Source organism: Trinickia fusca, assembly GCF_003628145.1.
Lineage (GTDB): Bacteria > Pseudomonadota > Gammaproteobacteria > Burkholderiales > Burkholderiaceae > Trinickia > Trinickia fusca.
On the sequence record NZ_RBZV01000003.1, the window covers coordinates 536275 to 562297 of the forward strand.

The 26023-nt window shown below is 65.5% G+C and carries 24 protein-coding genes; 20 read left to right on the forward strand and 4 right to left on the reverse strand.

Annotated features, from left to right (window positions below; genetic code table 11):
* Nucleotides 1-124: 124 nt before the first annotated feature.
* Entirely contained in the window at nt 125-730 is a 606-nt protein-coding gene (locus D7S89_RS11720; protein ID WP_147426636.1) for a hypothetical protein, read from the forward strand.
* Nucleotides 727-1299, forward strand: a complete 573-nt coding sequence (locus tag D7S89_RS11725) for a hypothetical protein (RefSeq protein WP_121277816.1) — start codon at nt 727-729, stop codon at nt 1297-1299. The genes D7S89_RS11720 and D7S89_RS11725 overlap by 4 nt, the downstream gene beginning before the upstream one ends.
* Nucleotides 1300-1429: 130 nt before the next feature.
* Here D7S89_RS11725 and metK read toward each other — a convergent pair whose 3' ends face one another.
* Nucleotides 1430-2617 carry a methionine adenosyltransferase gene (gene metK / locus D7S89_RS11730; protein WP_121277942.1) on the reverse strand — a complete coding sequence of 396 codons (1188 nt, stop codon included), beginning with the start codon at nt 2615-2617 and terminating at the stop codon, nt 1430-1432.
* 270 nt (nt 2618-2887) lie between these two features.
* Between metK and D7S89_RS11735 the strand changes: the two genes are divergently transcribed.
* The 9 genes from D7S89_RS11735 (at nt 2888) to hslU (ending at nt 12106) form a co-directional block, all read left to right on the forward strand.
* Entirely contained in the window at nt 2888-3772 is an 885-nt protein-coding gene (locus tag D7S89_RS11735) for a lipid A biosynthesis lauroyl acyltransferase (RefSeq protein ID WP_121277817.1), read from the forward strand.
* Between the two features lie 64 nt (nt 3773-3836).
* On the forward strand, nt 3837-4703 hold the full coding sequence (dapF, locus tag D7S89_RS11740; protein ID WP_121277818.1) for a diaminopimelate epimerase: 867 nt from the start codon (nt 3837-3839) through the stop codon (nt 4701-4703).
* Between the two features lie 56 nt (nt 4704-4759).
* Nucleotides 4760-5479, forward strand: a complete 720-nt coding sequence (locus D7S89_RS11745; protein ID WP_121277819.1) for a DUF484 family protein — start codon at nt 4760-4762, stop codon at nt 5477-5479.
* Nucleotides 5480-5533: 54 nt separating this feature from the next.
* The gene (xerC, locus tag D7S89_RS11750) at nt 5534-6463 is read left to right on the forward strand and encodes a tyrosine recombinase XerC (RefSeq protein WP_121277820.1); all 930 of its coding nucleotides are present in this window, start codon (nt 5534-5536) and stop codon (nt 6461-6463) included.
* Nucleotides 6464-6522: 59 nt separating this feature from the next.
* On the forward strand, nt 6523-7734 hold the full coding sequence (locus D7S89_RS11755; RefSeq protein ID WP_121277821.1) for a class I SAM-dependent rRNA methyltransferase: 1212 nt from the start codon (nt 6523-6525) through the stop codon (nt 7732-7734).
* Between the two features lie 130 nt (nt 7735-7864).
* Nucleotides 7865-8956, forward strand: coding sequence for a CobW family GTP-binding protein (locus D7S89_RS11760; RefSeq protein ID WP_121277822.1), 1092 nt, complete (start codon nt 7865-7867; stop codon nt 8954-8956).
* Nucleotides 8957-9456: 500 nt separating this feature from the next.
* Nucleotides 9457-9876: an RNA polymerase-binding protein DksA gene (gene dksA / locus D7S89_RS11765; RefSeq protein WP_121277823.1), complete on the forward strand. Its 420-nt coding sequence runs from the start codon at nt 9457-9459 to the stop codon at nt 9874-9876.
* A gap of 345 nt (nt 9877-10221) precedes the next feature.
* A complete protein-coding gene (hslV, locus tag D7S89_RS11770; protein WP_121277824.1) occupies nt 10222-10758 on the forward strand; it encodes an ATP-dependent protease subunit HslV in 537 nt (178 codons plus the stop codon).
* Between the two features lie 7 nt (nt 10759-10765).
* Complete coding sequence (gene hslU / locus D7S89_RS11775) at nt 10766-12106, forward strand: ATP-dependent protease ATPase subunit HslU (protein ID WP_121277825.1); 1341 nt, start codon at nt 10766-10768, stop codon at nt 12104-12106.
* An 86-nt stretch (nt 12107-12192) separates the two neighbouring features.
* Here hslU and D7S89_RS11780 read toward each other — a convergent pair whose 3' ends face one another.
* The 3 genes from D7S89_RS11780 to D7S89_RS11790 all read right to left on the reverse strand — a co-directional run bounded on the left by D7S89_RS11780 (nt 12193) and on the right by D7S89_RS11790 (nt 14455).
* Nucleotides 12193-12561, reverse strand: coding sequence for a glyoxalase superfamily protein (locus D7S89_RS11780; protein WP_121277826.1), 369 nt, complete (start codon nt 12559-12561; stop codon nt 12193-12195).
* An 89-nt stretch (nt 12562-12650) separates the two neighbouring features.
* Nucleotides 12651-13193 carry a response regulator transcription factor gene (locus D7S89_RS11785; protein WP_121277827.1) on the reverse strand — a complete coding sequence of 181 codons (543 nt, stop codon included), beginning with the start codon at nt 13191-13193 and terminating at the stop codon, nt 12651-12653.
* Nucleotides 13190-14455 carry an ATP-binding protein gene (locus D7S89_RS11790; RefSeq protein ID WP_121277828.1) on the reverse strand — a complete coding sequence of 422 codons (1266 nt, stop codon included), beginning with the start codon at nt 14453-14455 and terminating at the stop codon, nt 13190-13192. The genes D7S89_RS11785 and D7S89_RS11790 overlap by 4 nt, the downstream gene beginning before the upstream one ends.
* 439 nt (nt 14456-14894) lie before the next feature.
* Between D7S89_RS11790 and argB the strand changes: the two genes are divergently transcribed.
* From argB to D7S89_RS11840, 9 genes are all read left to right on the forward strand, one after another.
* Nucleotides 14895-15794, forward strand: coding sequence for an acetylglutamate kinase (gene argB, locus D7S89_RS11800; RefSeq protein WP_121277829.1), 900 nt, complete (start codon nt 14895-14897; stop codon nt 15792-15794).
* 50 nt (nt 15795-15844) lie between these two features.
* Nucleotides 15845-16624 carry a pyrimidine 5'-nucleotidase gene (locus tag D7S89_RS11805; RefSeq protein WP_121277830.1) on the forward strand — a complete coding sequence of 260 codons (780 nt, stop codon included), beginning with the start codon at nt 15845-15847 and terminating at the stop codon, nt 16622-16624.
* A complete protein-coding gene (gene slmA, locus D7S89_RS11810) occupies nt 16591-17292 on the forward strand; it encodes a nucleoid occlusion factor SlmA (protein ID WP_121277831.1) in 702 nt (233 codons plus the stop codon). The genes D7S89_RS11805 and slmA overlap by 34 nt, the downstream gene beginning before the upstream one ends.
* A 218-nt stretch (nt 17293-17510) precedes the next feature.
* A complete protein-coding gene (gene metX / locus D7S89_RS11815) occupies nt 17511-18668 on the forward strand; it encodes a homoserine O-succinyltransferase MetX (protein WP_121277832.1) in 1158 nt (385 codons plus the stop codon).
* Nucleotides 18665-19276, forward strand: coding sequence for a methionine biosynthesis protein MetW (metW, locus tag D7S89_RS11820; protein WP_121277833.1), 612 nt, complete (start codon nt 18665-18667; stop codon nt 19274-19276). Before metX ends, metW begins: the two co-directional genes overlap by 4 nt.
* 84 nt (nt 19277-19360) lie before the next feature.
* Nucleotides 19361-20647: an AmpG family muropeptide MFS transporter gene (locus D7S89_RS11825; protein ID WP_121277834.1), complete on the forward strand. Its 1287-nt coding sequence runs from the start codon at nt 19361-19363 to the stop codon at nt 20645-20647.
* A gap of 53 nt (nt 20648-20700) precedes the next feature.
* The gene (locus D7S89_RS11830; RefSeq protein WP_220702139.1) at nt 20701-21630 is read left to right on the forward strand and encodes a M48 family metallopeptidase; all 930 of its coding nucleotides are present in this window, start codon (nt 20701-20703) and stop codon (nt 21628-21630) included.
* A gap of 487 nt (nt 21631-22117) precedes the next feature.
* Nucleotides 22118-23821 (forward strand): carboxylesterase/lipase family protein, encoded by a 1704-nt coding sequence (locus D7S89_RS11835; protein ID WP_121277836.1) that lies wholly within the window; start codon nt 22118-22120, stop codon nt 23819-23821.
* 294 nt (nt 23822-24115) lie between these two features.
* Nucleotides 24116-25858, forward strand: a complete 1743-nt coding sequence (locus D7S89_RS11840) for a carboxylesterase/lipase family protein (RefSeq protein ID WP_183085162.1) — start codon at nt 24116-24118, stop codon at nt 25856-25858.
* The last annotated feature ends 165 nt before the right edge of the window (nt 25859-26023 follow it).

Below are 26023 nucleotides of genomic sequence, written 5' to 3' on the forward strand. Positions count from 1 at the left end.
GGCGGGTTGCGCCGTTCAAGTTCGTGCCACCTTTGCCGTAATGCATGGGCAGTCCCGCCGGGCGCCGACGTCACCTTGTTCGATGGTCGGCGCTCTCGAACAAAACGAGAAGCGGATTTACCACATGCATATCGTCAAGCGCTTGATCGCCATTGCCTGCGTCGCGGCCGGCACGCTGCAGCTGACCGGCTGTATCGCCCCCAAGCTGTACGTCGACCCGGCACTAGGCGAGTCCCATGCCGCCGACCTCGTCAAACCGCAAGACCCGCAGCCGATCCAGATGCTGTTCGAGTTCCGCACGAAGGGCAACGCCAATGCGGCCGTGACCGAGAGATGGCGCCCCTACATCCAGCAGCAGGTCGAGCAATCGGGCCTGTTCAGCAAAGTGTCGAACGAGCCGGTGTCCTCGGGCCGCAAGCTGATGATCTCGATCGACAACGTCCCGCTGACGCCCGACGCGTCGCAGAAGGGCTTCACGACGGGCCTCACGTTCGGGCTCGTCGGCACGACCGTAACAGACGGCTACGTCTGCAAATTCAGCTATCTCGAGCCTGGTCACGACACCGTCACCAAGGAAGTACACCACGCGATCCACGCGACGATCGGCAACGAGAAGAGCCCGACCGGCCTCGCGCCGCTGCCGCCGCAGCAGGCCATCGAGACGGTGTTCCGTCAAGTCGTCGGCAAGGGTCTCGAGGAAATCGATCAGGCTTCGGACATCGCCAAATGAAGCGGCCCACGTCGATGCTTGCGCGCGCCGCGCGCGGACTCGCCATGCTCGCGGCCGGTGCAGGCCTATTGGGGCTCACCGGCTGTGTGACCCAGGAGCTGCACCCCTATCAGGTCAGCGTCGCGAACCAGGAGGTGCTCGCACAGTTGCCGCATGCAGCGCACTATCGCGTCGCGCCGGGCAGCGATCATGCCGACGTCCAGAACAAGGTGCGCGCCTATTACTTCACGACGCCCAAAGGCGAGACGTGGGCTGCCTATCTCGACGACGGCATCCGCAACGAGCTGACGACGGCCGGCAACTACGATGCGAATGCCTCCGAGTCGATTCAGGCAACGCTGCTGGCCGTGCACCTGGCCGACGGCCATGCCGATCTCGCGGCGCGCTTCGTCGTCACGCAGGGTAGCGACGTGCGCTACGACAAGGTCCTGCATGCGAAATCGCGCTGGCGCTCCTCGTTCGTCGGCAGCATCGCGATTCCGGCCGCTTACGTCGGAGCCGGGTCGATCTTCCAGGATCTGCTGAACCAGTTCTTCACCGATCCGGACTTCACGAAGCTCGCGTCCTAGCGGTCCTAACGGCCACAGCGGCTTCGCTTGCCGAAACCTCAATCGACGGCCACAAAAAAACCCCCGGCAAGCTGCTGCCGGGGGTGTTTGACTTGAAGCTCGATGGCGCTCGCTGAGCGGCGCCCAACGATCAAGCGACTTCCGCGATCGCCGTGGTGCCTGCCGCTTCGGCAAGCGCGAGCGCCTTGTCGGTCGCTTCCCACGAGAATTCCGGCTCTTCGCGGCCGAAGTGACCATAGGCAGCCGTCTTCTCGTAGATCGGGCGCAGCAGGTCGAGCATCTGGACGATGCCCTTCGGACGCAGGTCGAAATGCTCGCGCACGAGGTCGGTGATCATTGCATCGGACACGCGGCCCGTGCCGAACGTGTTGACCATGACCGACGTCGGCTGGGCCACGCCGATCGCGTACGACACCTGGATCAGGCAGCGCGAGGCCAGGCCCGCGGCCACGATGTTCTTCGCCACATAGCGGCCTGCGTAAGCTGCCGAGCGGTCGACCTTCGACGGATCCTTGCCCGAGAACGCACCGCCGCCGTGCGGAGCTGCGCCGCCGTACGTGTCGACGATGATCTTGCGGCCCGTCAGACCGCAATCGCCTTGCGGGCCACCGATCACGAAACGACCGGTCGGGTTCACGAGGAACTTGATGTCGCCCTTGATCAGTTCAGCCGGCAGCGTCGGCTTGATCACTTCTTCGATCACGGCTTCGCGCAGCGCCGACAGCTCGATATCCGGCGCGTGCTGCGTCGACAGCACGACGGTGTCGATCGAGTGCGGCTTGCCGTCGACGTAGCGCACGGTCACTTGCGACTTCGCGTCGGGGCGCAGCCAGGGCAGACGGCCGTCGCGGCGCAGGCTTGCCTGGCGCTCGACGAGGCGGTGCGACAGATAGATCGGCAGCGGCATCAGCTCGGGCGTTTCGTCGCATGCGTAGCCGAACATCAGGCCTTGGTCGCCGGCGCCTTGGTCGAGGTTGTTGTCGTGCGCGCGATCGACGCCCTGGGCGATATCGGGCGATTGCTTGTCGTACGCGACGAGCACCGCGCAGCCGCGGTAGTCGATGCCGTAGTCGGTGTTGTCGTAGCCGATGCGCTTGATCGTGTCACGCGCGATCTGGATGTAGTCGACATTGGCCGTCGTGGTGATTTCACCGGCCAGCACGACGAGACCCGTGTTGCACAGCGTTTCGGCGGCGACACGCGAGTATTTGTCCTGCGCAAGGATGGCGTCGAGGATGGCGTCCGAGATTTGGTCGGCGACCTTGTCGGGATGGCCTTCGGAAACAGATTCGGACGTAAAGAGATAGTCGTTTGCCACGTTTGCAGACTCCATGGTTACGGTTGTTGGCTTCACGTAGCCAGCTTCGTGGAGTCTGAAGCGGCGACGCTTTAGCGGATTTCATTACCGCGGTGAGCGCTACTGGCGCTCGGCGGCTTCGCCCCGCAAGTTGTCTATTAACTCGGCGAAGCCCGTATTATAGCGGCTTCTCAAGATTGTCACAGAGTTCGTCGTGTTCGTTCCCCTACCATTTTTAGTCCAAATGCATACGACACATGCCAGTGCCCACCGCACGGCCGGAGCGGCCGCATGCTGACGCGTCTCGGCACGCGGTGCGCCATCGGGCTGCTCAAGCTGTTCGCGCTCCTGCCGTACGGCTTCGTCGCGCGTCTCGGCGACGGGCTCGGCTGGCTGCTCTATCAGATTCCGAGCCGGCGCCGCCGCATCGTGCACACAAATCTCAAGCTGTGCTTCCCCGAGTGGAGCGAAGCCAAGCGCGAAGAGATCGCGTCGAAGCACTTCCGGCACGCCATCCGCGGCTATCTCGAACGCAGCATCCAATGGTTCGGCTCGGCCGAGAAGCTCGAAAAACTCGTGCAACTCGATAGCGAGGTCGACCTGCGTGATCCCGACATGCCGCCCACGCTGCTGCTCGGGTTTCACTTCGTCGGCATCGAGGCCGGCTCGATCTTCATCAACATCGCACTCGACCGGCAGTGCGGCTCGCTCTATCAGCCGATGTCCAATCCGCTGCTCGAGGAAGTCGCGAAAGCCGCGCGCGGCCGCTTCGGGTGCGATATGGCCAGCCGTGCCGACAGCGCCCGCATCGTGCTGCGCTGGCTGCGCGAGCGCAAGCCCGTGATGCTCGGCGCCGATATGGACTACGGCGAGCGCAACTCCACGTTCGTTCCCTTTTTCGGCGTCCAGACCTGCACGCTGACGGCAGTGAGCCGGCTGGCCGCGGTCGGCCGCGCCCAGATCCTGCCCTTCATCGGCGAGGTGCTGCCCGATTACAAGGGTTATCGGCTAAAAGTCTTCAAACCTTGGGCCGAATATCCGAGTGGTGACGACAATGCCGACGCGCGCCGCATGAATGCATTCCTCGAGGAGCAGATCCTGAACTACCCTGAGCAGTACTACTGGGTCCATCGGCGCTTCAAGACGCGGCCGCCCGGCGAGCCCGGCGTCTATTGATCGATTTGCGCGCGGGGACGGCGGCGCCGACATGCGCCGCGCGTCACTTACAATAGCGTCCATCATGAAACTCAAGTTCATCAAGATGCACGGCGCGGGCAACGACTTCGTCGTGCTCGACGGCTACAGCCGCCCGCTTGCGCTGACGAGCGAGCAGGTACGCGCGCTCGCAGACCGGCATTTCGGCGTCGGCGCCGATCAGTTGCTGCTCGTCGAACGGCCGAGCGTCGAAGGTGCCGATTTCAAGTACCGCATCTTCAACTGCGACGGCGGCGAAGTGGAGCACTGCGGCAACGGCGCGCGCTGCTTCGTCAAATTCGTGCGTGACACGCGTCTGACCGACAAGCGCAGCGTGCGCGTGCAAGTGCACAGCGGCCTGATCACGCTGACGATGCAGGACAACGGCGAGGTCGTCGTCGACATGGGATGTCCCGTATTCGAGCCGGCCCGCGTGCCGTTCGACGCAAACGGGCTCGCCGGCCGCCGGGAAGGCGCGGATACAGTTTGGCCGGTCGAAATCGACGGCGCGACACACTGGCTGTCGGTCGTGTCGATGGGCAATCCCCACGCTGTCCAGGTGGTCGACGACGCCGAGCAATACCCGGTCGAGCACGTCGGCCCCGTGCTCGAGCGCCATGCGCGGTTCCCGCGGCGCGTCAACGCCGGCTTCATGCAGATCGTCTCGCGCCACGAAATCAAGCTGCGCGTGTTCGAGCGCGGCGCCGGCGAAACGCTGGCGTGCGGCACGGGCGCATGCGCGGCAGTCGCCGCCGGCATCCGGCGCGGCCTGCTCGATTCGCCCGTGACCGTCCATACGCACGGCGGCAAACTCACGATCGCCTGGGACGGCGCGCGCGACGAAACATCCGCGCTCACGATGGCCGGCCCAGCCGTCACCGTGTTCGAAGGCGAGATCGAGCTCGCCGACTGACGCGCGAGCGAGTGCCACCCACCGCCTGCCCCCGCATTCTTATAGCCGACACCCTCATGAACGATCGCGAAGTCGCCGAATACCTGCTTGCCAACCCCGAGTTCTTCTCGCAGCATGCCGAGCTGCTCGCCACGATCCGCCTCGCCAATCCGCACGGCAAGGCGGCCGTCTCGCTGCAAGAACGGCAGATGGACATCCTGCGCGATAAGTACAAGGTGCTCGAGCGGCGCCTGGCCGAGCTCATGCGCTATGGCCACGAGAACGACAGCATCGCCTCCAAGTTCAACCGCTGGACCGCGCGCGTGATCGCCGAACGCGATGCCCACGCGCTGCCGCGCACGATCACGCAAGGCCTGATCGAGAGCTTCGACGTGCCGCAAGCGGCGCTGCGTCTGTGGGAAGTGGCGGAGCCGTACCGTGAGGCCGACTTCGCGCGCCATGTCGGCGAAGAAGTGCGCCTGTTCACGAATGGCCTCGCGGCGCCGTACTGCGGCGCGAATTCGGGCTTCGAAGCCGCGCAGTGGCTCGCGACGAACGCCCCCGTGGCGGTCGCCACGGCCGACGGCAACGAGGTGGCGCCGCTCGACTCGGCCCCTCAGTCGGTGGCGCTGCTGGCGCTGCGCGACCCGCAGGCAGGCCCTGACGCGCCCGCGTTTGGCCTGCTCGTGATGGGCTCGCCCGATCTGCGGCGCTTTCACGACGGCATGGCGACCGATTTCCTGACGCAGATCGGCACGCTCGCCAGCGCGGCGCTGAGCCGACTGCTCACGCACTGAGCGCAAGTCACGAGCCGTGCCTCGCGCCATCGTCCCTTCGATCGAGATCCCTTCGTGCTTGCGGCCGACTCCGAGCTGATCACCTCCTATCTCGCGAGCCTCGAACACGGCCGCCGGCTGTCGGCGCATACGCTGCGCAGCTACACGCACGAACTCGAGGCGCTCCACAAGCTCGCCAACGGCCGGCCGCTCGCGAGCCTGACCGTCAATGACATGCGTGGCGCCGTGGCACGCGCGCACGCAGGCGGCCTGTCGGCGCGCTCGATCGCGCACCGTTTGTCGGTCTGGCGCGCGTTCTACCGCTGGCTGGCCGAGCGCGTCGAACTTGCCGCGAACCCGGTCGCCACGGTACGCGCGCCCAAACAGCCGAAACGCCTGCCGAAGGCGCTGTCGGTCGACGACACCACCGCGCTCATGGAAGCCCCCGTCGCCGGCAACACCGAGGGCGTGCGCGACCACGCGATGCTCGAGCTGTTCTACTCGTCGGGGCTGCGACTGTCCGAACTGGTCGGGCTCGACGTGGCATTTGCCGAGGCCGATGGCTATCGGTCCGCGGGCTGGCTCGACTTGGCTGGCGCGGAGGTGACCGTGCTCGGCAAGGGCAAGCGCACGCGCACGGTGCCGGTCGGCCGCAAAGCCGTCGAGGCCCTGCAAGCATGGCTCGCTGTGCGCAGCGAGTTCGTGAAGCTCGACGCCCATCCGTTGTTTCTGTCGGTGCGCGGCGCGCGCCTGTCGCCGAACGTCGTGCGCGAGCGCGTCAAACGCGCTGCGCTCGTGGCCGGGATCCCGGCCAACGTGCATCCGCACGTGCTGCGCCACTCGTTCGCCACGCATCTGCTGCAATCGAGCGGCGATCTACGCGCCGTACAGGAGCTGCTTGGGCACGCCAGCGTGTCGGCGACGCAGATCTATACGTCGCTCGACTTCCAGCATCTCGCGCAGGTCTACGACACTGCACACCCGCGTGCAAAGAAGCGCGATTGACGCGCATCCGCGCGCATCGCCCGTGCTTTCCAGCGCGAAACCTTGTTTTTTACCTGCTTATGAATACCGTTACGCTCAAACCGTCGAAGGAAAAATCGCTGCTGCGCCGCCATCCGTGGGTGTACGCGAACGCGATCGAGCATGTCGACGGCAAGCCGGCCTCCGGCGCGACCGTCGTCGTCCGCGCCCATGACGGCCGCTTTCTCGCACGCGCCGCGTACAGCCCGCAATCGCAAATCCGCCTGCGCGTGTGGAGCTTCGACGAAGCCGAGCCAATCGACCACGCGTTCTTCAAGCGCCGCGTGCAGCGCGCGATCGCGCATCGCCGCACGTTCGTGCAGGGCACAGGCGCCGTGCGCTTGATCTTTGGCGAAGCGGATGGCCTGCCGGGGCTCATCGTCGATCACTACATCCAAGACGCGCCCGCAGGCAGCGCCGCCCCCGGGCAACTCGTGTGCCAGTTCATGGCGGCCGGCGTCGAAGCGTGGAAGCAGGCGATCGTGACCGCGCTGGTCGGCGCAACGGGCTGTCCGAACGTGTACGAGCGCTCCGACGTGACGATCCGCGAGAAGGAGGGCCTGGCCCAGACGACGGGCGTGCTGGCCGGCGAAGAGCCGCTTGAAACGCTGATCGCGAACGAAAACGGGGTCCGCTACCACGTGGACGTGCGCACCGGCCATAAGACCGGCTTCTACGTCGATCAGCGCGACAACCGGGCGCTCGTGCAGGCCTATGCGCAAGACCGCGACGTGCTGAACTGCTTCTGCTACACGGGCGGCTTCTCGCTCGCGGCATTGAAAGGCGGCGCCCGGCGCGTGGTCTCGATCGACTCGTCCGGCGAAGCGCTCGCACTGGCGCGCGCGAATGTCGAGGCGAACGGATTCGATGCCGCACGCGCCGAGTGGCTCGACGCCGATGCGTTTCGCACGTTGCGCCGTCTGGTCGACGAAGGCGAGCGCTTCGATCTGGTCGTGCTCGATCCGCCGAAGTTCGCGCCGGCGCGCGAGCACGTCGATCGCGCGGCCCGCGCGTACAAGGACATCAACCTGTCGGGCTTCAAGCTGCTGCGTCCGGGTGGCCTGCTGTTCACCTACTCGTGCTCGGGCGCGATCGACGCCGATTTGTTCCAGAAGATCGTGGCGGGCGCGGCCGCCGATGCGCGCGTCGATGCCCGCATCCTGAAGCGCCTCGGCGCCGGGTTCGATCATCCGCTGCTGGCGGCGTTCCCCGAAGGCGAGTATCTGAAGGGGCTGCTGTTGCAAATCGTGTAAGCCGCCCCCATTTGGCGTGCGAACGCGGGCGGTCGCACGGCGACGGCCCCTTGACAGGTATGCTTCACTATTCGTCGAATGCGGCACGCACCGCTCCGACCCCGAATTTCACGGAAAACAGGCGATCCTCATGATTCCAGTCACTATCCTGACCGGCTTCCTCGGCAGCGGCAAAACCACGCTGCTCAAGCGCATCCTGAACGAAAAGCACGGCATGAAGATTGCCGTGATCGAAAACGAGTTCGGCGAAGAAAACATCGACAACGAGATCCTCGTGCAGAACGAGGACGAACAGATCGTGCAGATGAGCAACGGCTGCATCTGCTGCACGATCCGCGGCGACTTGGCGCGCGCGCTCGGCGATCTGGCGGCCCGCAAGCGCTCGGGCGAGATCAAGTTCGATCGCGTCGTGATCGAGACGACGGGTCTGGCCAATCCCGGCCCCGTCGCGCAGACGTTCTTCATGGATAACGAGATCGCCGACGAGTTCCTGCTCGACGCGATCATCACGCTCGTCGATGCCAAGCACGCCAACGCGCAGCTCGACGAGCACGAAGTCGTACAGCGCCAGGTCGGTTTCGCCGATCGGCTGTTCCTGACGAAATCGGATCTCGTCGACGAAGCCGAACTGGACGACCTGCGCCATCGCCTCGTGCACATGAACCCGAAGGCCGCCATCAAGGTCGTGAACTTCGGCGAAGCCGACATCAAGGAGATCTTCGACCTGCGCGGCTTCAACCTGAACGCGAAGCTCGAGATCGATCCCGATTTCCTGGCCGAAGACGATCACGCCCACGCGCACCATGATCATGACCACGGTCACGAGCATGAGCACGGCCACGACCATGAGCATTGCGACCACGATCACGGTCACTGCGCCCACGAAGGCCATGAGCACCATCACCGCCACCACGCGCACCATGACGATCGCATCAAGTCGTTCGTCTATCGCAGCGATCGCCCGTTTGACGCGAACAAGCTCGAGGATTTCCTCGGCGGCGTGCTGCAGATCTACGGCGAGCGCCTGCTGCGCTACAAGGGCGTGCTGTACATGAAGGGGGTCGACCGCAAGGTGGTCTTCCAGGGCGTGCACCAGATGATGGGCAGCGACCTGGCCGCCAAGTGGCTGCCGGTCGAGAAAAAGACGAGCAAGATGGTCTTCATCGGCATCGACCTGCCGCAGGATCTGATCACGGACGGACTCGACGCCTGCCTCGCTTGACCGTAGCAGCGAACGCCCTGCCCGATACGCGGCGGGCGTTCGCTTTTTGGCGGGACGCGAGCTATATTTTCAGGATATTGGCGGGCCTCGACTGGATGTGTCCCTGTTGCGGTCCCAAACGGCGATTCAGTTACAATACGTGCCCGCTGGCGAACGGTCGGCGCACGGCCAGGCACCCGCCACGATGCGCACAGGCACGCCACGGCGCCGGAAAACCTTATCCGGATACGCCGATAAAATAAGCAAGACCAGGGCGAAACATCCGTTGGAACTCCGGTCGAATTGACAAGCGGCCGGCCCGGTTTCGAGAGGCCGCTGCGAAACGGGAAGGAGCAATCCAACACTCGGTTTCCAGAGGAGTTCGGCCCCGCATCGGCGCGCGAGGCGACGCGACGGCCAATTGCCGTACGCGCCAGACGTGTCATATAGCGCCGCTTGCGGGCAACACGAAAGTGCGGGCAATATGTATGGGTTTTGCCCCACATTGAAGAAGCACGCAGATGACGACGAAACGACTCTTGACCGAAGCCGAAATCCTGAAGATGAGCGAGAAGGATTACATGAATGAAGATCAGCTCGCCTTCTTCAAGAACCGGCTCGAACAGCTGCAGGCGGAGATTCTCCGCAATGCCGGCCAGACGACCGAGAACCTGCGCGAAACGGTGATCGTTCCCGATCCCGCCGACCGCGCGACGATCGAGGAAGAGCACGCCCTCGAGCTGCGTACGCGCGATCGCGAACGCAAGCTGCTGAAGAAGGTACAGCAATCGCTGGCGCGCATCGACTCGGGCGACTACGGCTGGTGCGAAGAAACGGGCGAGCCGATCGGCATTCCGCGTCTGCTCGCGCGCCCCACGGCGACCCTGTCGCTCGAAGCGCAGGAGCGCCGCGAACTGCGTCAGAAGCTGTTCGGCGACTGATCGGGCACTTTTCGCGCGGCCACGGCCGCCGCGCGCCTTCACGCTTCTTCGACAGAGGCGCGCGGTTCACCGCGCGCCTTTTCTTTTTCCGCCTGCGGCAACCGATAGCGGCCGAGCCCGATGCGCACCATTGCCGATCGGGGCCTCGTAGCGTATCGATGGCGCCTTTTTCCTGCTCGCCTGTTCCCGCCTGCCCTTGATAAATGAGCGTGCGCCCTAAAATGGACTGGGCGTGCGTAGCATCGAGCGCGCGCCCATCGCGGCGCGGCGCCTCGTCCGCCCACCCGATTCGCTCGCGCGGCGCCAGCGTCGCGCGAGCTCATTAGCTTTCTCAAGGAACGCACCATGGAGCAATTTCACGGCACGACGATCGTCTCCGTGCGGCGCGGCAATCAGGTCGCGCTCGGCGGCGATGGCCAGGTCACGCTCGGCAACATCGTCATGAAAGGCGGCGCGAGGAAAGTCCGGCGCATCTACAACAACAAGGTGCTCGTCGGTTTCGCGGGCGGCACGGCCGACGCGTTTTCGCTGCTCGACCGCTTCGAAGCCAAGCTCGAAAAGCACCAGGGCAACCTCACGCGCGCGGCCGTCGAGCTCGCCAAGGATTGGCGTACCGACCGCATGCTGCGGCGCCTCGAGGCGATGCTGATCACGGCCGACGAGCAGACGACGCTCGTCATCACCGGCAACGGCGACGTGCTCGACCCCGAAGGAGGCATCTGCGCGATCGGTTCGGGCGGCGCTTACGCGCAAGCCGCGGCCCGCGCGCTGGTCGACAACACGGATCTGACGCCGCGCGAAATCGTCGAAAAGTCGCTCGCGATCGCCGGCGACATGTGCATCTACACGAACCATAACCGCGTCATCGAGACGATCGAGTGAGGACACGATGAGCACCATGACCCCCGCCGAGATCGTCTCGGAACTCGACAAGCACATCATCGGTCAGGGCAAGGCCAAGAAGGCCGTCGCCGTGGCGCTGCGTAACCGCTGGCGCCGCCAGCAGGTGGCCGACCCGCTGCGCCAGGAAATCACGCCGAAGAACATCCTGATGATCGGACCGACGGGCGTCGGCAAGACCGAGATCGCGCGGCGTCTGGCCAAGCTCGCCGACGCGCCGTTCATCAAGATCGAAGCGACCAAGTTCACGGAAGTCGGCTACGTCGGCCGCGATGTCGACAGCATCGTGCGCGACCTCATCGAAATCTCGGTCAAGCAGACGCGCGAAACCGAAATGCGCAAGGTCCGCTCCAAGGCGCAGGACCAGGCCGAGGACCGCATCCTCGACATCCTGCTGCCGAGCGCGCGCCCGGTCGGCTTCGGCGTCACCCAGTCGAGCGAGCATGGCGAAGACAGCGCCACGCGTCAGACGTTTCGCAAGCGCCTGCGCGAAGGCCAGCTCGACGACAAGGAGATCGAGCTCGACGTCGAGCTGCCGCAGCTGGGCATGGACATCATGGGCCCGCCCGGCATGGAGGACATGACCGAGCAGATCCGTTCGATGTTCGCGAACCTCGGCGGCGGCAAGAAAACGCGCCGCAAGATGAAGGTCCAGGAAGCGCTGAAGGCCCTGACCGACGAAGAAGCCGGGAAGATGCTCAACGACGAGGAAGTGAAGGCCAAGGCCGTGCAGAACGTCGAGCAGAACGGCATCGTGTTCCTCGACGAGATCGACAAGATCACGTCGCGCAGCGAAACGGGCGGCGCCGAGGTGTCGCGCGCGGGTGTGCAGCGCGACCTGCTGCCGCTCGTCGAAGGCACGACGATCAACACGAAGTACGGGATGGTGAAGACCGATCACATCCTGTTCATCGCGAGCGGCGCGTTCCACCTGTCGAAGCCGAGCGACCTGATCCCCGAGCTGCAAGGGCGCTTCCCGATTCGCGTCGAACTCGATTCGCTGTCTGTTCAGGACTTCGAAGCGATTCTCGTGGCGACCGATGCAAGCCTCGTGAAGCAGTATCAGGCGCTGCTCGCGACCGAAGACGTCGAGCTCGAATTCGCCGAGGACGGCATCCGCCGCATGGCCCAGATCGCGTTCGAGGTCAACGAGCGCACCGAGAACATCGGCGCGCGCCGGCTCTATACGGTCATCGAAAAGCTGCTCGAGGAAGTGTCGTTCGCGGCCGGCAATCACACGGGCCAGAAGGTCGCGATCGATGCGGCCTATGTGAATCGCGCGCTCGGCGAAGTGGCGCAGAGCGAGGATCTGTCGCGCTACGTGCTGTGATTCGCGTGATCGGGTAACCGCACCACGGCACGGCAGCCATGCCGATGCCAAGGCGGGCGGCTCCATGAGCTGCCCGCCTGCCCGGCCTAGCCGCCGCTACGCTGCTCGCAAAACCGCAGGCGATTGGCGAATGGATCGGTCAGCTGCATCTGCTTGCCCCAATCGACGGCCTCCACGGCGGGCTTCGCGTAGGTATAGGGTCGCGACTGCAGGTCGCGGCACAGCGCATCGATATCGTCGACGGGCACGAACACCGTCGAACCCGGCGTCGCATCGCCGTGGTGCTCACTCAAATGCAGCGTCAGTCCGGAGCGGCGCACCTGCATGTAGAGCGGAAAGTCCTTGCCGAATCGATGCTCCCAGTCGAGGGTGAAGCCGAGAAAGTCGAGGTAGAACTCCTTCGCCTTCTCGACCGAAAAGATGCGCAGAACGGGAATCGCGGCGGACAGATGCATTGTCGTTTCCTTCTTTCTATCAGGCTTCGCTCGCATTGGAGCCGCCACGGCAACGGCTCTACCGCTTCTATTCTATACGGCTCGGGTCGTTACTGCTTGACCGGCCGCTTCGCCAGCTTTCTTTGCAGCGTGCGCCGATGCATGTTCAACGCCCGCGCGGTCGCCGAAATGTTGCCGCCGTTCTCGGCCAGCGCACGCTGAATGTGCTCCCACTCGAGCCGCGCCACCGACAGCAACGTCGGGTTCTCGATCGCGGCCTCGGCCTGCTCGACGCTCGCTTCCGTCTCGAGCGCCGCCAGGATCGTCTCGACGTTGGCCGGCTTGGCCAGGTAGTTATCGGCCCCGTCCTTGACCGCCTGCACGGCCGTCGCGATGCTCGCGTAGCCGGTCAGCACGAGCATCCGCGCATCGGGCTGCAGCTCGCGCAGCGGCGCTACGAGGCTCAGCCCCGAATCGCTGCCCAGATGCAGATCGATCGTGACGAAGCCGAAGCGGTGCTGGTTCGCGAGCGTGATCGCGTCCTGCGCGTTGTGCGCCTGATGCACGGTGTAGCCGCGGCGCGTCAGACCTCTAGCGAGGATGCCGGAGAACACCTCGTCGTCGTCGATGACGAGAAAATTCGTTTCGCTCATAGTTCGTTCTCCCTATAGTCGGATGAAGAGGGGGCGACGGGCACGCTAAACACGGCCCGTGTGCCGCGCGGTTCGGCCTCGAGCAGCTCGATCGAGCCGCGCAGGCGCGTCGCCGCCGCGAAGGCCAGATAGAGCCCGACGCCGTGGCCGCCTTGCGTGCTGTCGACGGGTGCCGCGCCGAGCTTCGCGCGCAGCGCGGCCGGAATGCCGGGCCCGTGATCGCGTACCTCGAATTCGATGTGGCCGTCGGTGACGCCGGCGACCAGCGTCACGCGTTCGCGGCTCGCGCGCGCGGCGTTGTCGAGCAGGATCGTCAGAATCTGGCCGACGGCCGAGGTGTCCTCGAGCCACACGTCTTCGCACTGCGCATCGCGCCGCTCGAACGTCACGTGCGGATGCCGCAGTCGCCATTGCTCGCAAAAGCGCGCGAGCCATTCATTGAGCTGCTCGCGGTTCGAGGTCAGCGACGCGCGGCTGCGCAGACGCGCGAGTGCCGACGTGCACAGCGTCATTTGCTGCTCGAGCAGCTCGAGGTCGGCCGCGTACGGCGCGAGATTCTTGTCGCTGGCCGCCGCGCCGCGCAGCTCCTCGGCCAGGATCGCGATCGTCGACAGCGGCGTGCCGATCTCGTGCGCGACCGTGGCCGCCTGCACGCCGAGCGCAACGGCACGCTCGTCGCGCAGCAGGCGCTGCTGCGCTTCCCCGAGCGCCGCATCGCGCTGGCGCAGGGCATTCGACATGCGCGCGACGAACCACGCGATGAGTCCGACGCTCACCATGAAGTTGACCCACATGCCCGTGCGGTAGTAATCGAACAGGTTCGCGGGGTTGTCCAGGTTCAGCGGCACGGAATCGAAACCGAGCGCGATGTAGCAGCACATCGCGAAAATCGCGAGCCAGATCATGTGCCGCCACGGCAGCACGGCCGCCGCGATCGCGAGCGAAGGCAGATAGAGCGAGACGAACGGATTGGTCGTGCCCCCCGACAGGAACAGCAGCGCCGACAACGCACCGAGATCGACCCACAGCTGGCCGAGCAGTTCGAGATTGGTCTCCGGTTGCGCGCTGGCGACACGCACCCATGTGAGCGCGTTGAAAATCACCTCGAGCGCGATCACGAGCAGCATCGCCGGCAGCGGCAGATGCACGCCGATGAACTGCTGCACGACCGCGATCGTGACGAGCTGGCCGATGATGGCAAGGCAGCGCAGCCAGAAGAGATGGCCGAGATTCACGCGGCCGGTACTGTTGTTACGGTGCATCGGAGTGGTTTGACAGCGCGCTCTGGTTCACGTCGGCCGCCGCGAGCTCGGCCGCCAGGCACCCTGGACACAGGCAGGGCATGCCGGGAGCGAGCCGCCCGGCTGGCAGCGCGGGCATCGATGCGCACCAGCACTGACCCGGGGCGGCTCCGCACTCGCAGTCGAACGCGACCGAGCAACGCGGACAGCGTGCGCGCGTGCAGGCAGCCGCGGACGGGTTGGTGGGAGCAATCATGGCGACGACGACGGTGATCGGAACATCCAAAAATAAGACGATGAGCGCATCATGCCAGCGATCGAGGCACGCCGCATGCGCGTTTGGGCCAAAGGTCCGCGGCACACTGTCGCGTGCGACCAAAAACCACGGCCGAGCGTACCAGTCCTGTACAATTCGCCCTGTTTTCGCCCGTTGAACCGTTGCCTGTCAGAGCTTGCCGCCATGTCCGAGCCCATCGACCTCTCCCAGATTGCACCGACCCTGAAAGCCGAAATTCTGGCCGAGGCATTGCCTTATATCCGCCAATATCACGGCAAGACCGTCGTCATCAAATACGGCGGCAATGCGATGACCGAAGAGCGCCTGAAGCAGGGCTTCGCGCGCGACGTGATTCTGCTCAAGCTCGTGGGCATCAATCCGGTCATCGTGCACGGCGGCGGCCCGCAAATCGATCAGGCACTCAAGAAGATCGGTAAGCAGGGCACCTTCATCCAGGGCATGCGCGTGACCGACGAGGAAACAATGGAAGTCGTCGAGTGGGTGCTCGGCGGCGAGGTGCAGCAGGACATCGTCACGCTGATCAATCACTTCGGCGGCCATGCGGTCGGGCTCACCGGCAAGGACGGCGGCCTCATCCACGCGCGCAAGCTGATGATGCCGGACCGCGACAACCCGGGCCAGTACATCGACATCGGCCAGGTCGGCGAAGTCGAGGCAATCAACCCGGCCGTCGTGCGCGCCCTGCAGGACGACGCGTTCATCCCGGTCATCTCGCCGATCGGCTTCGGCGAAGACGGCCTGTCGTACAACATCAACGCTGATCTGGTGGCCGGCAAGCTGGCCGTCGTGCTCAACGCCGAAAAGCTCGTCATGATGACGAACATCCCGGGCGTGATGGACAAATCGGGCAACCTGCTGACCGACCTCTCGGCGCGCGAGATCGACGCGCTGTTCGAAGACGGCACGATCTCGGGCGGCATGCTGCCGAAGATCGCCTCGGCGCTCGACGCGGCCAAGAGCGGCGTGCGCTCGGTTCACATCATCGACGGCCGCATCGAGCATTCGGTGCTGCTCGAGATCCTGACCGAGCAGCCGTTCGGCACGATGATCCGCTCGCACTGAGCACCACATGTGGCGCGCTTTCCCGCGCGCCACGCAGCGTAACCGCCGTCATGCGTACTTCGCCGCCCGTCCGGCGCCGGCCGCGCCCCTCCAAAGCGGGCCCCGTCTGGCTGTTCGACCTCGACAACACGCTGCACCACGCGTCGCACGCGATCTTTCCTGCGATCAACGAGGCGATGACGCGCTACATCGTCGACGCCCTCCAGGTCGAGCGTGCCGAGGCCAACCGCCTGCGCACGCGCTACCTGCGGCGCTACGGCGCGACGCTGCTGGGCCTCACGCGCCACCATCCCATCGATCCGCACGATTTCCTCGAGGCGGTCCATACCTTCGCCGATCTGCGCGCGATGGTGCGGGCCGAACGCGGCATCGCGCGGCTCGTGGCCGCCCTGCCCGGTCGCAAGATCATCCTCACGAACGCGCCCGAAGCCTATGCGCGCGCGGTGCTGGCCGAACTCGGCATCGAGCGCCTGTTCGAGCGCGTGATCGCGATCGAACACATGCGCCGGCGCCACCAGTGGCACGCGAAACCCGATCTGGCGATGCTGCGCCACGTGCTGCGCGGGGCGCACGTGCGGCTCGCCGATGCGGTGCTCGTCGAAGACACGCGCTCGCACCTGAAACGCTACAAGCGCCTCGGCATCGGCACCGTGTGGATCGTGGGCCACCTGAGCGTGCCGCCGCGCGCGGGCGGCGCTCCCGCGCGCATGCCCGGCACCGGGCGGCCACACTATGTCGATCGTCGCATTCGTTCGCTAAAATCCCTCCGACCGGGTCACCATCAGACGGGGCGCACATGCAGCGGATCGAACAGCAGGACGCAGCGGTAGATCGCGACACGCAGACGCAGCAGTCGGCGCGCAGCGCGCGCCCTCCACGCATGAAGCCCGGCGAGCGGCGCGTGCACATCCTGCAGACGCTCGCCGCGATGCTCGAGGCGCCCAAAGGCGAAAAAATCACGACGGCGGCGCTCGCGGCGCGCCTGGGCGTCTCCGAAGCCGCGCTGTATCGCCAATTCGCGAGCAAGGCGCAGATGTACGAGGCGCTGATCAGCTTTATCGAAGAGACGTTTTTCGGCCTCATCAACCAGATCACGGCCAAAGAGCCGAACGGCGTGCTGCAGGCGCGCGCCATCGGCCTCATGCTGCTCAATTTCGCGGCCAGGAACCCCGGCATGACGCGCGTGCTGACGGGCGAGGCGCTCGTCGGCGAACACGAGCGGCTGGCCGAGCGCGTCGCGCAGATGCTCGAGCGCGTCGAAATCTCGGTCAAGCAGTGCCTGCGGCTCGCGCTGTCCCATGCGCGCGAAGCCGAAGCCAAAACCGACGTCGAAGCCGGCTCCGCGCCTGCGCCGCTGCCCGGCGATTACGACCCGGCCGTGCGCGCAAGCCTGCTCGTGAGCTATGTGCTGGGGCGCTGGCACCGCTACGCGAAAAGCGGCTTCGCGCGGGCCCCTGCCGACGACGCCGACGCCCAATTGCGGCTGATTCTCCAATAGCGCGTCCGCAGGTTTTCCGCTATTCTTTGCCGGCTATAGCTCTTGAAGCGTCCGTTTTGACGACGCTTGAGCGGCGCGCCGATTTGTCGACTCGATTGCGGGCGCGCGAACCTTCGCGGTTCACTATAAATGCGGCTAAAGAGGTCGTCAGCCGCGCCCAGTCTTTCCTCCGCGCACCGCCGACACCGTTTAGCCGCCCCTGTCAGAAGGCGGAATGAATGGAATCGATCGGTATCGTCGCTCCACAACGCATGCATTTCAGCGAGCCGCTTGCCATGCAAAACGGCAGCTCGCTGGCCGGCTACGACCTCATGGTCGAGACGTACGGCACGCTCAACGCTGCACGCTCGAATGCGGTGCTCGTATGCCACGCGCTCAATGCTTCGCATCATGTCGCCGGCGTCTATGCCGACGAGCCCAGGAACGTCGGCTGGTGGGACAACATGGTCGGGCCCGGCAAGCCGCTCGACACGAACCGCTTCTTCGTGATCGGCGTGAACAACCTGGGCTCGTGCTTCGGCTCGACGGGGCCCATGAGCGCCGACCCCGCCACCGGCAAACCGTATGGCGCGAGCTTTCCGGTCGTCACGGTCGAGGACTGGGTCAACGCGCAGGCACGCGTGGCCGACGCGTTCGGCATCGAGCGTTTCGCGGCCGTGATGGGCGGCAGCCTCGGCGGCATGCAGGCCCTCGCGTGGAGCCTGATGTACCCCGAGCGCGTCGGCCACTGCATCGTCGTCGCCTCCACGCCGAAGCTGTCGGCGCAGAACATCGCGTTCAACGAAGTCGCGCGCTCGGCGATCCTGTCCGATCCCGATTTTCACGGCGGCGATTACTACGCACACGGCGTCAAGCCCAAGCGCGGGCTGCGCGTCGCGCGGATGATCGGCCACATCACGTATCTGTCCGACGACGACATGGCCACGAAGTTCGGCCGCGCGCTGCGCCGCGAGAACGGCTCGGCGAACAGTTCGGCCGACGCCTACAACTTCAGCTTCGACGTCGAGTTCGAAGTCGAGTCGTATCTGCGCTACCAAGGCGACAAATTCGCCGATTACTTCGATGCGAACACCTATCTGTTGATCACGCGCGCGCTCGACTATTTTGACCCCGCCAAGGCGTTCGACGGCGACCTCACGGCCGCGCTCGCGCATACGCGCGCTAAGTACCTGATCGCGAGCTTCACGACCGACTGGCGCTTCGCCCCGGCGCGTTCGCGCGAACTCGTCAGGGCGCTGCTCGAACACAAGCGCGACGTGACCTACGCCGAAATCGACGCGCCGCACGGCCACGACGCCTTCCTGCTCGACGACGCGCGCTATCACAACGTCGTGCGTGCCTATTACGAACGCATTGCCGAGGAGGTTGGCGCATGAACCCGGTGGTCATCGACTCGCTCCACACCCGCCCCGACTTTCGCGCGATCGCGCGCTGGGTCGAACCGCGCGCGACCGTGCTCGACCTCGGCTGCGGCGATGGCGTGCTGCTCGCGCTGCTCGCCAAAGAGCTGGACGTGAAGGGCTACGGCATCGAGATCAACGACGCGGGCGTGCTCGCATGCGTCAAGCATGGCGTGAACGTGATGCAGCAGAATCTCGAAGACGGCCTGCGGCTCTTCGAGGACGACAGCTTCGATTTCGCGATCCTGTCGCAAACGCTGCAGACGATCCATCAGACGGCCGCGATCCTGCGAGAGACGGTGCGCGTGGGCAAGGAGTGCATCGTGTCGTTCCCGAACTTCGGCTACTGGCCGCATCGCTTCGCGGTACTGCGCGGACGCATGCCGGTGTCTCGATCGCTGCCGTACCAGTGGCACAACACGCCGAACGTGCGTGTGCTGACGATCAGGGATTTCGAGGCGCTCGCGCCCGAGGTCGGCATCGAAATCCTCGACCGCGTCGTGCTGCATGGCGGGCGCGCGGTGCGCTGGGGCGCGAACTGGCGTGGTAGTCTTGCGGTCTACCGGGTCAAGCGCAGCGGTTGAAGGCGCCAAGCGCAACGGCTAAGGCGCTTCTCGCCAGCCGTTCGCCGTCCCGTCGTTTCAAAGAGGCCGATCATCAAACGAGACATGTCCCCCCCGCCGCACGAGCCTGCCGCATTGAGCGCGCACGAAGAGCATCCTGGCTGGCGGGCGTTCCTGAACCGGCACATGCTCATTTGCGTCTTTCTCGGCTTCACGTCGGGATTGCCGCTCTTCACGCTCGTCTACCTCGTGCAGGCCTGGTTGCGCTCCGAAGGGGTCAACCTCAAGGAGATCGGCCTGTTTGCGCTGATCCAGTTTCCCTATACGTGGAAGTTCGTCTGGGCGCCGCTGATGGACCGTTACGTGCCGCGCCTGCCGCTCTGGCGCCCCGGACGTCGGCGCGGCTGGATGCTCGCGACACAGTTGCTCGTGGCCGGGGCGATCGCGTCGCTCGGCTTCGTGTCGCCGCGCGACGCCATCTGGACGGTGGCCGCGCTGACCGCGCTCGTCGCGCTGTTCGGCGCGAGCCAGGACATCGTCATCGATGCGTACCGGCGCGAGTTGCTCGCCGACACCGAGCAGGGGCTCGGCAATGCCGTGCACGTCAATGCGTACAAGATCGCGGCGCTGATACCGGGCTCGCTGTCGCTGATTCTGTCCGATCACCTGCCGTGGCACGCCGTATTCGTCGCAACGGCTGCCTTCATGCTGCCGGGCATGATCCTCACGCTCGTGGTGCGCGAACCGCAAGTGCACGGCGCGCCGCCGAAGAACCTGCGCGAGGCGATCGTGCTGCCATTCAAGGAGTTCGTCGCGCGCGACGGGCTCAAAGCCGCGCTGTTGGTGCTCGGGTTCATCTTCCTCTACAAGCTCGGCGACGTCATGGCGACGACGCTGTCGACGTCGTTCTTTCTCGACCTCGGCTTCAACAAGACGACCATCGGCGTGATCGCGAAGACGACGGCGTTCTGGGCGAGCCTCGCGGGCGGCATCGTCGGCGGTGCCTGGCTCGTGAAAATCGGCATCGCGCGTGGCCTGTGGATCTTCGGCGTCTTGCAGATCGTCTCGACGCTCGGCTTCGCCTGGCTCGCGAAGATCGGCCCGTCGCCGGCCGCGCTCGCATTGATCTACGGCTTCGAGACGTTCGCCACGGGCCTCACGCTCTCCGCGTTCACGGCCTATATCGCGAGCACGACCGATCCGCGCTACACGGCCACGCAATTCGCGCTGTTCACGAGTCTGGCATCGGTGCCGCGTACGCTGGCCTCGGCCGCGAGCGGCTTCGTCGTCGCCCGCATCGGCTGGTTCGACTACTTCCTCGTCTGCGCCGTGCTCGCGGTGCCAGGCATGCTGCTGCTGCCGAAGATCGCCCCATGGAAGGCTCGGGTTTGAGCGCAATAGCCTGCGCCTTGAACCGCCGGTCTTCGCATTGGGCGATTGCCTTCATGCTGGCCGCGGCATCCGCCGTGTCGCTCGCGCCACCTCGTGCCGGCGCGGGCGAAATGCCTGCATCGGCGGTTGCCGCTGGTGCTGCCGCCTCGGCGCCCCCGTATGAGGCGAGCGAGCAGATTCGCTTCGGCAACGGCACCCGGTTTCGCAACTCCATGCCCTCGCCGCTCGTCGAGGCGCGCTCGCTGGCCGATTACGGCCAGCTGCTCGAGCATGCCCAGCAAAGCGGCCAGCTGCTGCCGCCCTCGGATCCGCGCGTGCAGCGCATTCGCGAACTCGTCACGCGCATCGCGCCGTTCGCCGACAAGTGGAACGACCGCGTCAAGACGTGGAAGTGGGAAGTCAACGTCGTGCGCTCGCGCGACACTCGCCTGTACGTTCTACCGGGCGGCAAGGTCGTCGTCTACGGCGGGCTCCTCGATCGCGCGCGGCTCAAGCCCGACGAGCTCGGCATGCTGTTCGGCCATGAGATCGCCCACGCGCTGCGCGAGCAAGCGCGCGAGCGGCTCGTTGCGCAGCAGTCCGCACCGCTCGGCGGGCAGGCGATGTCGCAACTGTTCGGCGTGGGTGAGCTCGGCACAGCCGCAACGGCCGGCGGCGACACGTCCGTTTTCGGCGTGCACGTGCAATACGACGCGACTGACGAGACCGAGGCCGACGTGATCGGCAGCGACATCGCGGCGCGCGCCGGTTTCGATCCGCGTGCGGCCGTGACGCTGTGGGACAAGCTTGCCGCGGCCTCCCGTGGCGAGAAGGCCGGATCGTTCGTCGCGCTGCATCCGTACAGTGCCGCCCGACGGCGCGACCTCGTCAAGCGCCTGCCCGACATGCTGGCGTTGTTCGCGAAAGCCAAGGGCGTGGCCGTCGAACAGCTGCCGTCCTACGCAGGCATCAAAGTGCCTACGCGCCGCACCAATCACAACTGACGGCGAGCGCCGCGCGCTCCCACTGCCTCCCGCCCGTCTCACCCGTGCGATAGCCGCCAACCCCATGGGCGGTGCGCAGCACATCCACCATTCGCAATCGCATCGATCGGATTCGCGCGGTCTTATTTGAAATTTGCGACGCCATCAAAAAATCGATCGGCGAAACGATCGCATCGTGCTCGTCGCGTCCGGCTCTCTCCGGGCCCGGACTCCTCGGCCACATGCGCCTTCCTGCCCTGCTACGACGCTGCGCGCAGAAGAAGTCCGACGCGCGGTGTCGTGCTTCCCAAACAACTGATCCTTTTACGAGGGGTTTCTTATGCGATCACCCGCTCCGTCATCAGTTTCGCCTGCCACACCGAATCGACCTCCACGCACTATCATCCGGACGCTCGTCAATCGGCGCGCTTTGCGTAGACAGCCGGATCTTCAAAACGCCACGCCACCGTTGCCAGAGCGAGCCCGTCCAGCGCGAGCGCGCGCGGCAATGACTCCCTCGGAAAGCCGATCGGCGGCGATCCGCGCGTGGCGTACATCGATCCCTCCCCTTGTCACGTTCGCCATCCCCGCGCTTGCGGTCGCAATCGCATCGCTGGTCTCCGTCTTTCCGCGTGACGCACATAGCAAGACTGTTTCGATCGCGCGACCGCAGCCGCGCGTCGAACTGCCTGCCGGCAGGATCGAAGGCTCGCGCGAGCAGGCCGACAGCACGCAACTGGACGTTTTCAGGGGGATTCCTTATGCTGCGGCCCCGGTCGGCGCGCTGCGTTGGCGAGAGCCGCAACCGGTCGAGCGCTGGGCCGGCGTACGCGACGCCAAACGGTTTGCACCGCGCTGCATGCAGGTTGCCCTGTTCCGAGACATGAAATTTCGCTCCGACACGATGAGCGAAGACTGCCTCTACCTCAACGTCTGGACCCCGGCACGCAGCCCGGACGAGAAACTGCCCGTGCTCGTGTACTTCCACGGCGGCAGCTTCTCGGCCGGCGACAGCTCCGAGCCGCGCTACGACGGCGCGAGCCTTGCCGCTCGCGGCATCGTCAGCGTCACGGTCAACTATCGGCTCGGCGTGTTCGGCTTTTTAACGCTGCCGCAGCTCGCGCAGGAATCGCCGCACGGTGCATCGGGCAATTACGGCATGCTCGATCAGGTCGCCGCGCTGCAATGGGTTCGAGAGAACATCGCGCGTTTCGGCGGCGATCCGCAGAAGGTCACGATCGGCGGCGAATCGTCCGGCGCAATGTCGGTCAACACGCATATGGCCTCACCGCTCTCACGCGGACTCTTCGCGCGCGCCATCGGCGAAAGTGGCTCCACGTTCGCGTCCGGCACGCTGTGGTCACGGCAGAAAGCCGAGAAGAACGGGCAAGCGTTCGTCCGGCGGCTAGGCGCCACGTCGCTCGTGGCACTTCGCAACGTAACGGCCCTCGACCTGCTGAGGGCCAGCAGAGGCGGCTACAAGCTCCCGATGTTCTTCTGGCCCGTCGTCGACGGCTACTTCCTCACCGAGCAGCCCGCGACCACATTTCGCAACGGCGCGCAGGCCCAGGTGCCGCTGCTCGTCGGGACGAACTCGCACGAAGCCGATCAAGCTTGGCTCGAACAAAACCGCGAACTGACGCCCGCCCTCTGGCGTGCCTCGCTGACGGCCCTGTTCCGCGAACGCGCCGACGAAGCGCTGGCCCTGTATCCCGGCGTCGATGCCAATGAAATCGCGCACGCGTCCACGACGCTCGCCGGCGACATGGCCTTGAGCCACGGCGTCTGGCGCTGGATGGACACGCACCGCACGGCAAGCCACGCTCCCGTGTACTTCTACCTGTACACGCATGCGCGCCCGGCTAAGCGCAACGCTCCACCTGGGGCGCCTGCGGAGCCCGGTGCCATGCATGCCAGCGAGATCGAATACATGCTCGGCAATCTCGATCGTGAACCGTCATACGCGTGGACAGCCGATGACCGCGAAGTATCGCGTCTGTTCTCGGGCTACGCCGTACAGTTCGTCAAGCACGGCAACCCGAACGGCGCCACGCTGCCGGACTGGCCGGCCGTGCGTGAAGATCAAGGCGGCCTGCTGCGCCAGGTCATCGATACGCGTACCGAGACCCAAATCGATCGCTCGGCCGCGCGCCATGCATTCCTCGAATCGGAGTTTGCCAAAGGCCGCTTCACGCCCGGAGCGGCGCGTTAGTCTCATGCCCCACTCGCGATCGAATCGATTGGATTCACGCGGTCTTATTTGAAATTTGCGACGCCATCAAAAAATCCATTGGCGAAACGATGGCGTCGTGCTCGTCGCGTCCCTGAGCTTCGATTGCCCGGGCGCCCCGGTCACATGGGCCTTCCCGCACCGCCAGGCCAGCGTGTGCGGGCACGCCCGATCCGCGATGTCGTTCTTCCCACGCAACTGATCCTTCACGAGGGGTTTCTCATGCGATCACCCGCTTCGTCATCGGTTTCGCTTGTTGCTTCGAATCGCCGTCCGTTGTCTGTCGACCCAGCGCTCGTCCATCGACGCCGCTTGCGTCGGCAGAGCGCTTCCCCCCCCACCTTGCGGCCGCTTGCGCGACTCGCCACGTTCGTCATGCCGGCACTGGCGGCGGTATCGCTTGCATCGGCCTGGCCGAGCATGGCGCATGGCGCGCCCTCGCCACAGGACGCTTCGCCGACACCGACGCCATCGGCACCGCGCGTCGAACTGCCGGCCGGCACGATCGAAGGCTCGAGCGAACAAGCCAGCGGCACGCAGCTTCAAGTGTTCAAGGGGGTGCCGTATGCGGCGGCTCCCGTCGGCGCGCTGCGCTGGCGCGAGCCGCAACCGGCCGAGCGCTGGGCTGGCGTGCGTAACGCCACGCGTTTCGGGGCGCGCTGCATCCAACCGCAACTGTTTGACGATATGCGGTTTCGCTCCGATTCGATGAGCGAAGATTGCCTCTACCTGAACGTTTGGACACCGGCGCGCAGCACCGACGAAAAACTGCCCGTGCTCGTGTACTTCCACGGCGGCAGGTATGCGGCCGGCGACGGTTCCGAGCCACGCTACGACGGCGCCAATCTCGCCGCACGCGGCATCATCACCGTCACCGTCAATTACCGGCTCGGCGCATTCGGCTTCCTGGCGCTGCCTCAGCTCGCGAAGGAGTCGCCGCACGGTGCGTCGGGCAATTACGGCTTGCTCGATCAGGTGGCGGCGCTGCGGTGGGTGCGCGAGAACATCGCGCGTTTCGGCGGCGATCCGCAGAAGGTAACGATCGGTGGCGAATCGGTTGGGGCGGCGGCGGTCAATGCGCATATGGCCTCGCCGCTCTCGCGCGGGCTCTTCGCGCGCGCGATCGGCGAAAGCGGCTCCGCGTTTTCATCGGCAGCACCGTGGCGGCGCAAGGAGGCGGAGAAGACCGGGCGAACGCTGATGCGCGAACTGGGTGTCACGACACTCGCCGCGCTGCGCAGCATGCCGGCAGACAGAGTGGTGAACGCCGGCCTCGACACGAATCGGGACTTCGATTTCTGGCCCATCGTCGACGGCCACTTCCTGTCCGAACCCCCGGCGACGACGTTTCGCAACGGCGCGCAAGCGCAGGTGCCGCTGCTGATCGGGACCAACTCGCACGAAGCCGATCGAATGTGGATGCAACAAGACGGCGAAATGACCCCGGCCAATTGGCGCACCGTGCTGACGGTGTTGTTCGACCGACGCGCCAACGAGGCGCTGGCGCTCTACCCCGGCGCCGATGCTCGGGAGATCGAGCGCTCGTCCGTGGCGCTTGCCGGCGACATGGTCCTGAGCCATGGCGTGTGGCGCTGGATGGACGCGCAGCGCGCGACAGGTCATGCGCCCGTGTACTTCTATTCGTATACGCACGCACGCCCGCTCAAACGCGATGCGTCGCCGGGTGCGCTCGCTGAACGCGGCGCCGTGCACGCGAGTGAAATCGAATACGTGTTCGCCAATCTCGACCGTGAGCCGTCGTATGCATGGACCGCTGACGACCGTGAGGTGTCGCGTCTGTTCTCGAGCTACGTCACACAGTTCGTCAAGCACGGCAACCCGAACGGCCCCTCGCTGCCGAACTGGCCAGCCACACGTGAAAGCGAGGGCGGCTTGCTGCGGCAGATCATCGATACGCGCACCGAGACGCAGATCGATCGCTCGGCCGCGCGCCATGCCTTCCTGACGTCGCACTTCAACTCGCGCCCTTCCTCGCGCGGTAACAATCCGGCGCAATAACCACGGCCGGCCACACGCGCCTCGGCTACATAGCCCCCCGCACCGTAGCCGAGGTGCCGCACGCGCGACACGTCCAACACGTGAGGTCACCCTTTTCGTGCAGCGCATCATCTATGAGAGGTTTCTCATGCGATCACCCGCTTCGTCATCGGTTTCGCCTATCGC

Excerpts from the sequence above, each read along its gene's own strand:
- D7S89_RS11720 (WP_147426636.1), top strand. The coding sequence starts at position 125 with ATGCATATCGTCAAGCGCTTGATCGCCATTGCCTGCGTCGCGGCCGGC.
- D7S89_RS11725 (WP_121277816.1), top strand. The coding sequence starts at position 727 with ATGAAGCGGCCCACGTCGATGCTTGCGCGCGCCGCGCGCGGACTCGCC.
- D7S89_RS11735 (WP_121277817.1), top strand. The coding sequence starts at position 2,888 with ATGCTGACGCGTCTCGGCACGCGGTGCGCCATCGGGCTGCTCAAGCTG.
- dapF (WP_121277818.1), top strand. The coding sequence starts at position 3,837 with ATGAAACTCAAGTTCATCAAGATGCACGGCGCGGGCAACGACTTCGTC.
- D7S89_RS11745 (WP_121277819.1), top strand. The coding sequence starts at position 4,760 with ATGAACGATCGCGAAGTCGCCGAATACCTGCTTGCCAACCCCGAGTTC.
- D7S89_RS11755 (WP_121277821.1), top strand. The coding sequence starts at position 6,523 with ATGAATACCGTTACGCTCAAACCGTCGAAGGAAAAATCGCTGCTGCGC.
- D7S89_RS11760 (WP_121277822.1), top strand. The coding sequence starts at position 7,865 with ATGATTCCAGTCACTATCCTGACCGGCTTCCTCGGCAGCGGCAAAACC.
- dksA (WP_121277823.1), top strand. The coding sequence starts at position 9,457 with ATGACGACGAAACGACTCTTGACCGAAGCCGAAATCCTGAAGATGAGC.
- hslV (WP_121277824.1), top strand. The coding sequence starts at position 10,222 with ATGGAGCAATTTCACGGCACGACGATCGTCTCCGTGCGGCGCGGCAAT.
- hslU (WP_121277825.1), top strand. The coding sequence starts at position 10,766 with ATGAGCACCATGACCCCCGCCGAGATCGTCTCGGAACTCGACAAGCAC.
- D7S89_RS11780 (WP_121277826.1), bottom strand. The coding sequence starts at position 12,561 with ATGCATCTGTCCGCCGCGATTCCCGTTCTGCGCATCTTTTCGGTCGAG.
- D7S89_RS11785 (WP_121277827.1), bottom strand. The coding sequence starts at position 13,193 with ATGAGCGAAACGAATTTTCTCGTCATCGACGACGACGAGGTGTTCTCC.
- D7S89_RS11790 (WP_121277828.1), bottom strand. The coding sequence starts at position 14,455 with ATGCACCGTAACAACAGTACCGGCCGCGTGAATCTCGGCCATCTCTTC.
- argB (WP_121277829.1), top strand. The coding sequence starts at position 14,895 with ATGTCCGAGCCCATCGACCTCTCCCAGATTGCACCGACCCTGAAAGCC.
- D7S89_RS11805 (WP_121277830.1), top strand. The coding sequence starts at position 15,845 with ATGCGTACTTCGCCGCCCGTCCGGCGCCGGCCGCGCCCCTCCAAAGCG.
- slmA (WP_121277831.1), top strand. The coding sequence starts at position 16,591 with ATGCAGCGGATCGAACAGCAGGACGCAGCGGTAGATCGCGACACGCAG.
- metX (WP_121277832.1), top strand. The coding sequence starts at position 17,511 with ATGGAATCGATCGGTATCGTCGCTCCACAACGCATGCATTTCAGCGAG.
- metW (WP_121277833.1), top strand. The coding sequence starts at position 18,665 with ATGAACCCGGTGGTCATCGACTCGCTCCACACCCGCCCCGACTTTCGC.
- D7S89_RS11825 (WP_121277834.1), top strand. The coding sequence starts at position 19,361 with ATGTCCCCCCCGCCGCACGAGCCTGCCGCATTGAGCGCGCACGAAGAG.
- D7S89_RS11830 (WP_220702139.1), top strand. The coding sequence starts at position 20,701 with ATGCTGGCCGCGGCATCCGCCGTGTCGCTCGCGCCACCTCGTGCCGGC.
- D7S89_RS11835 (WP_121277836.1), top strand. The coding sequence starts at position 22,118 with ATGACTCCCTCGGAAAGCCGATCGGCGGCGATCCGCGCGTGGCGTACA.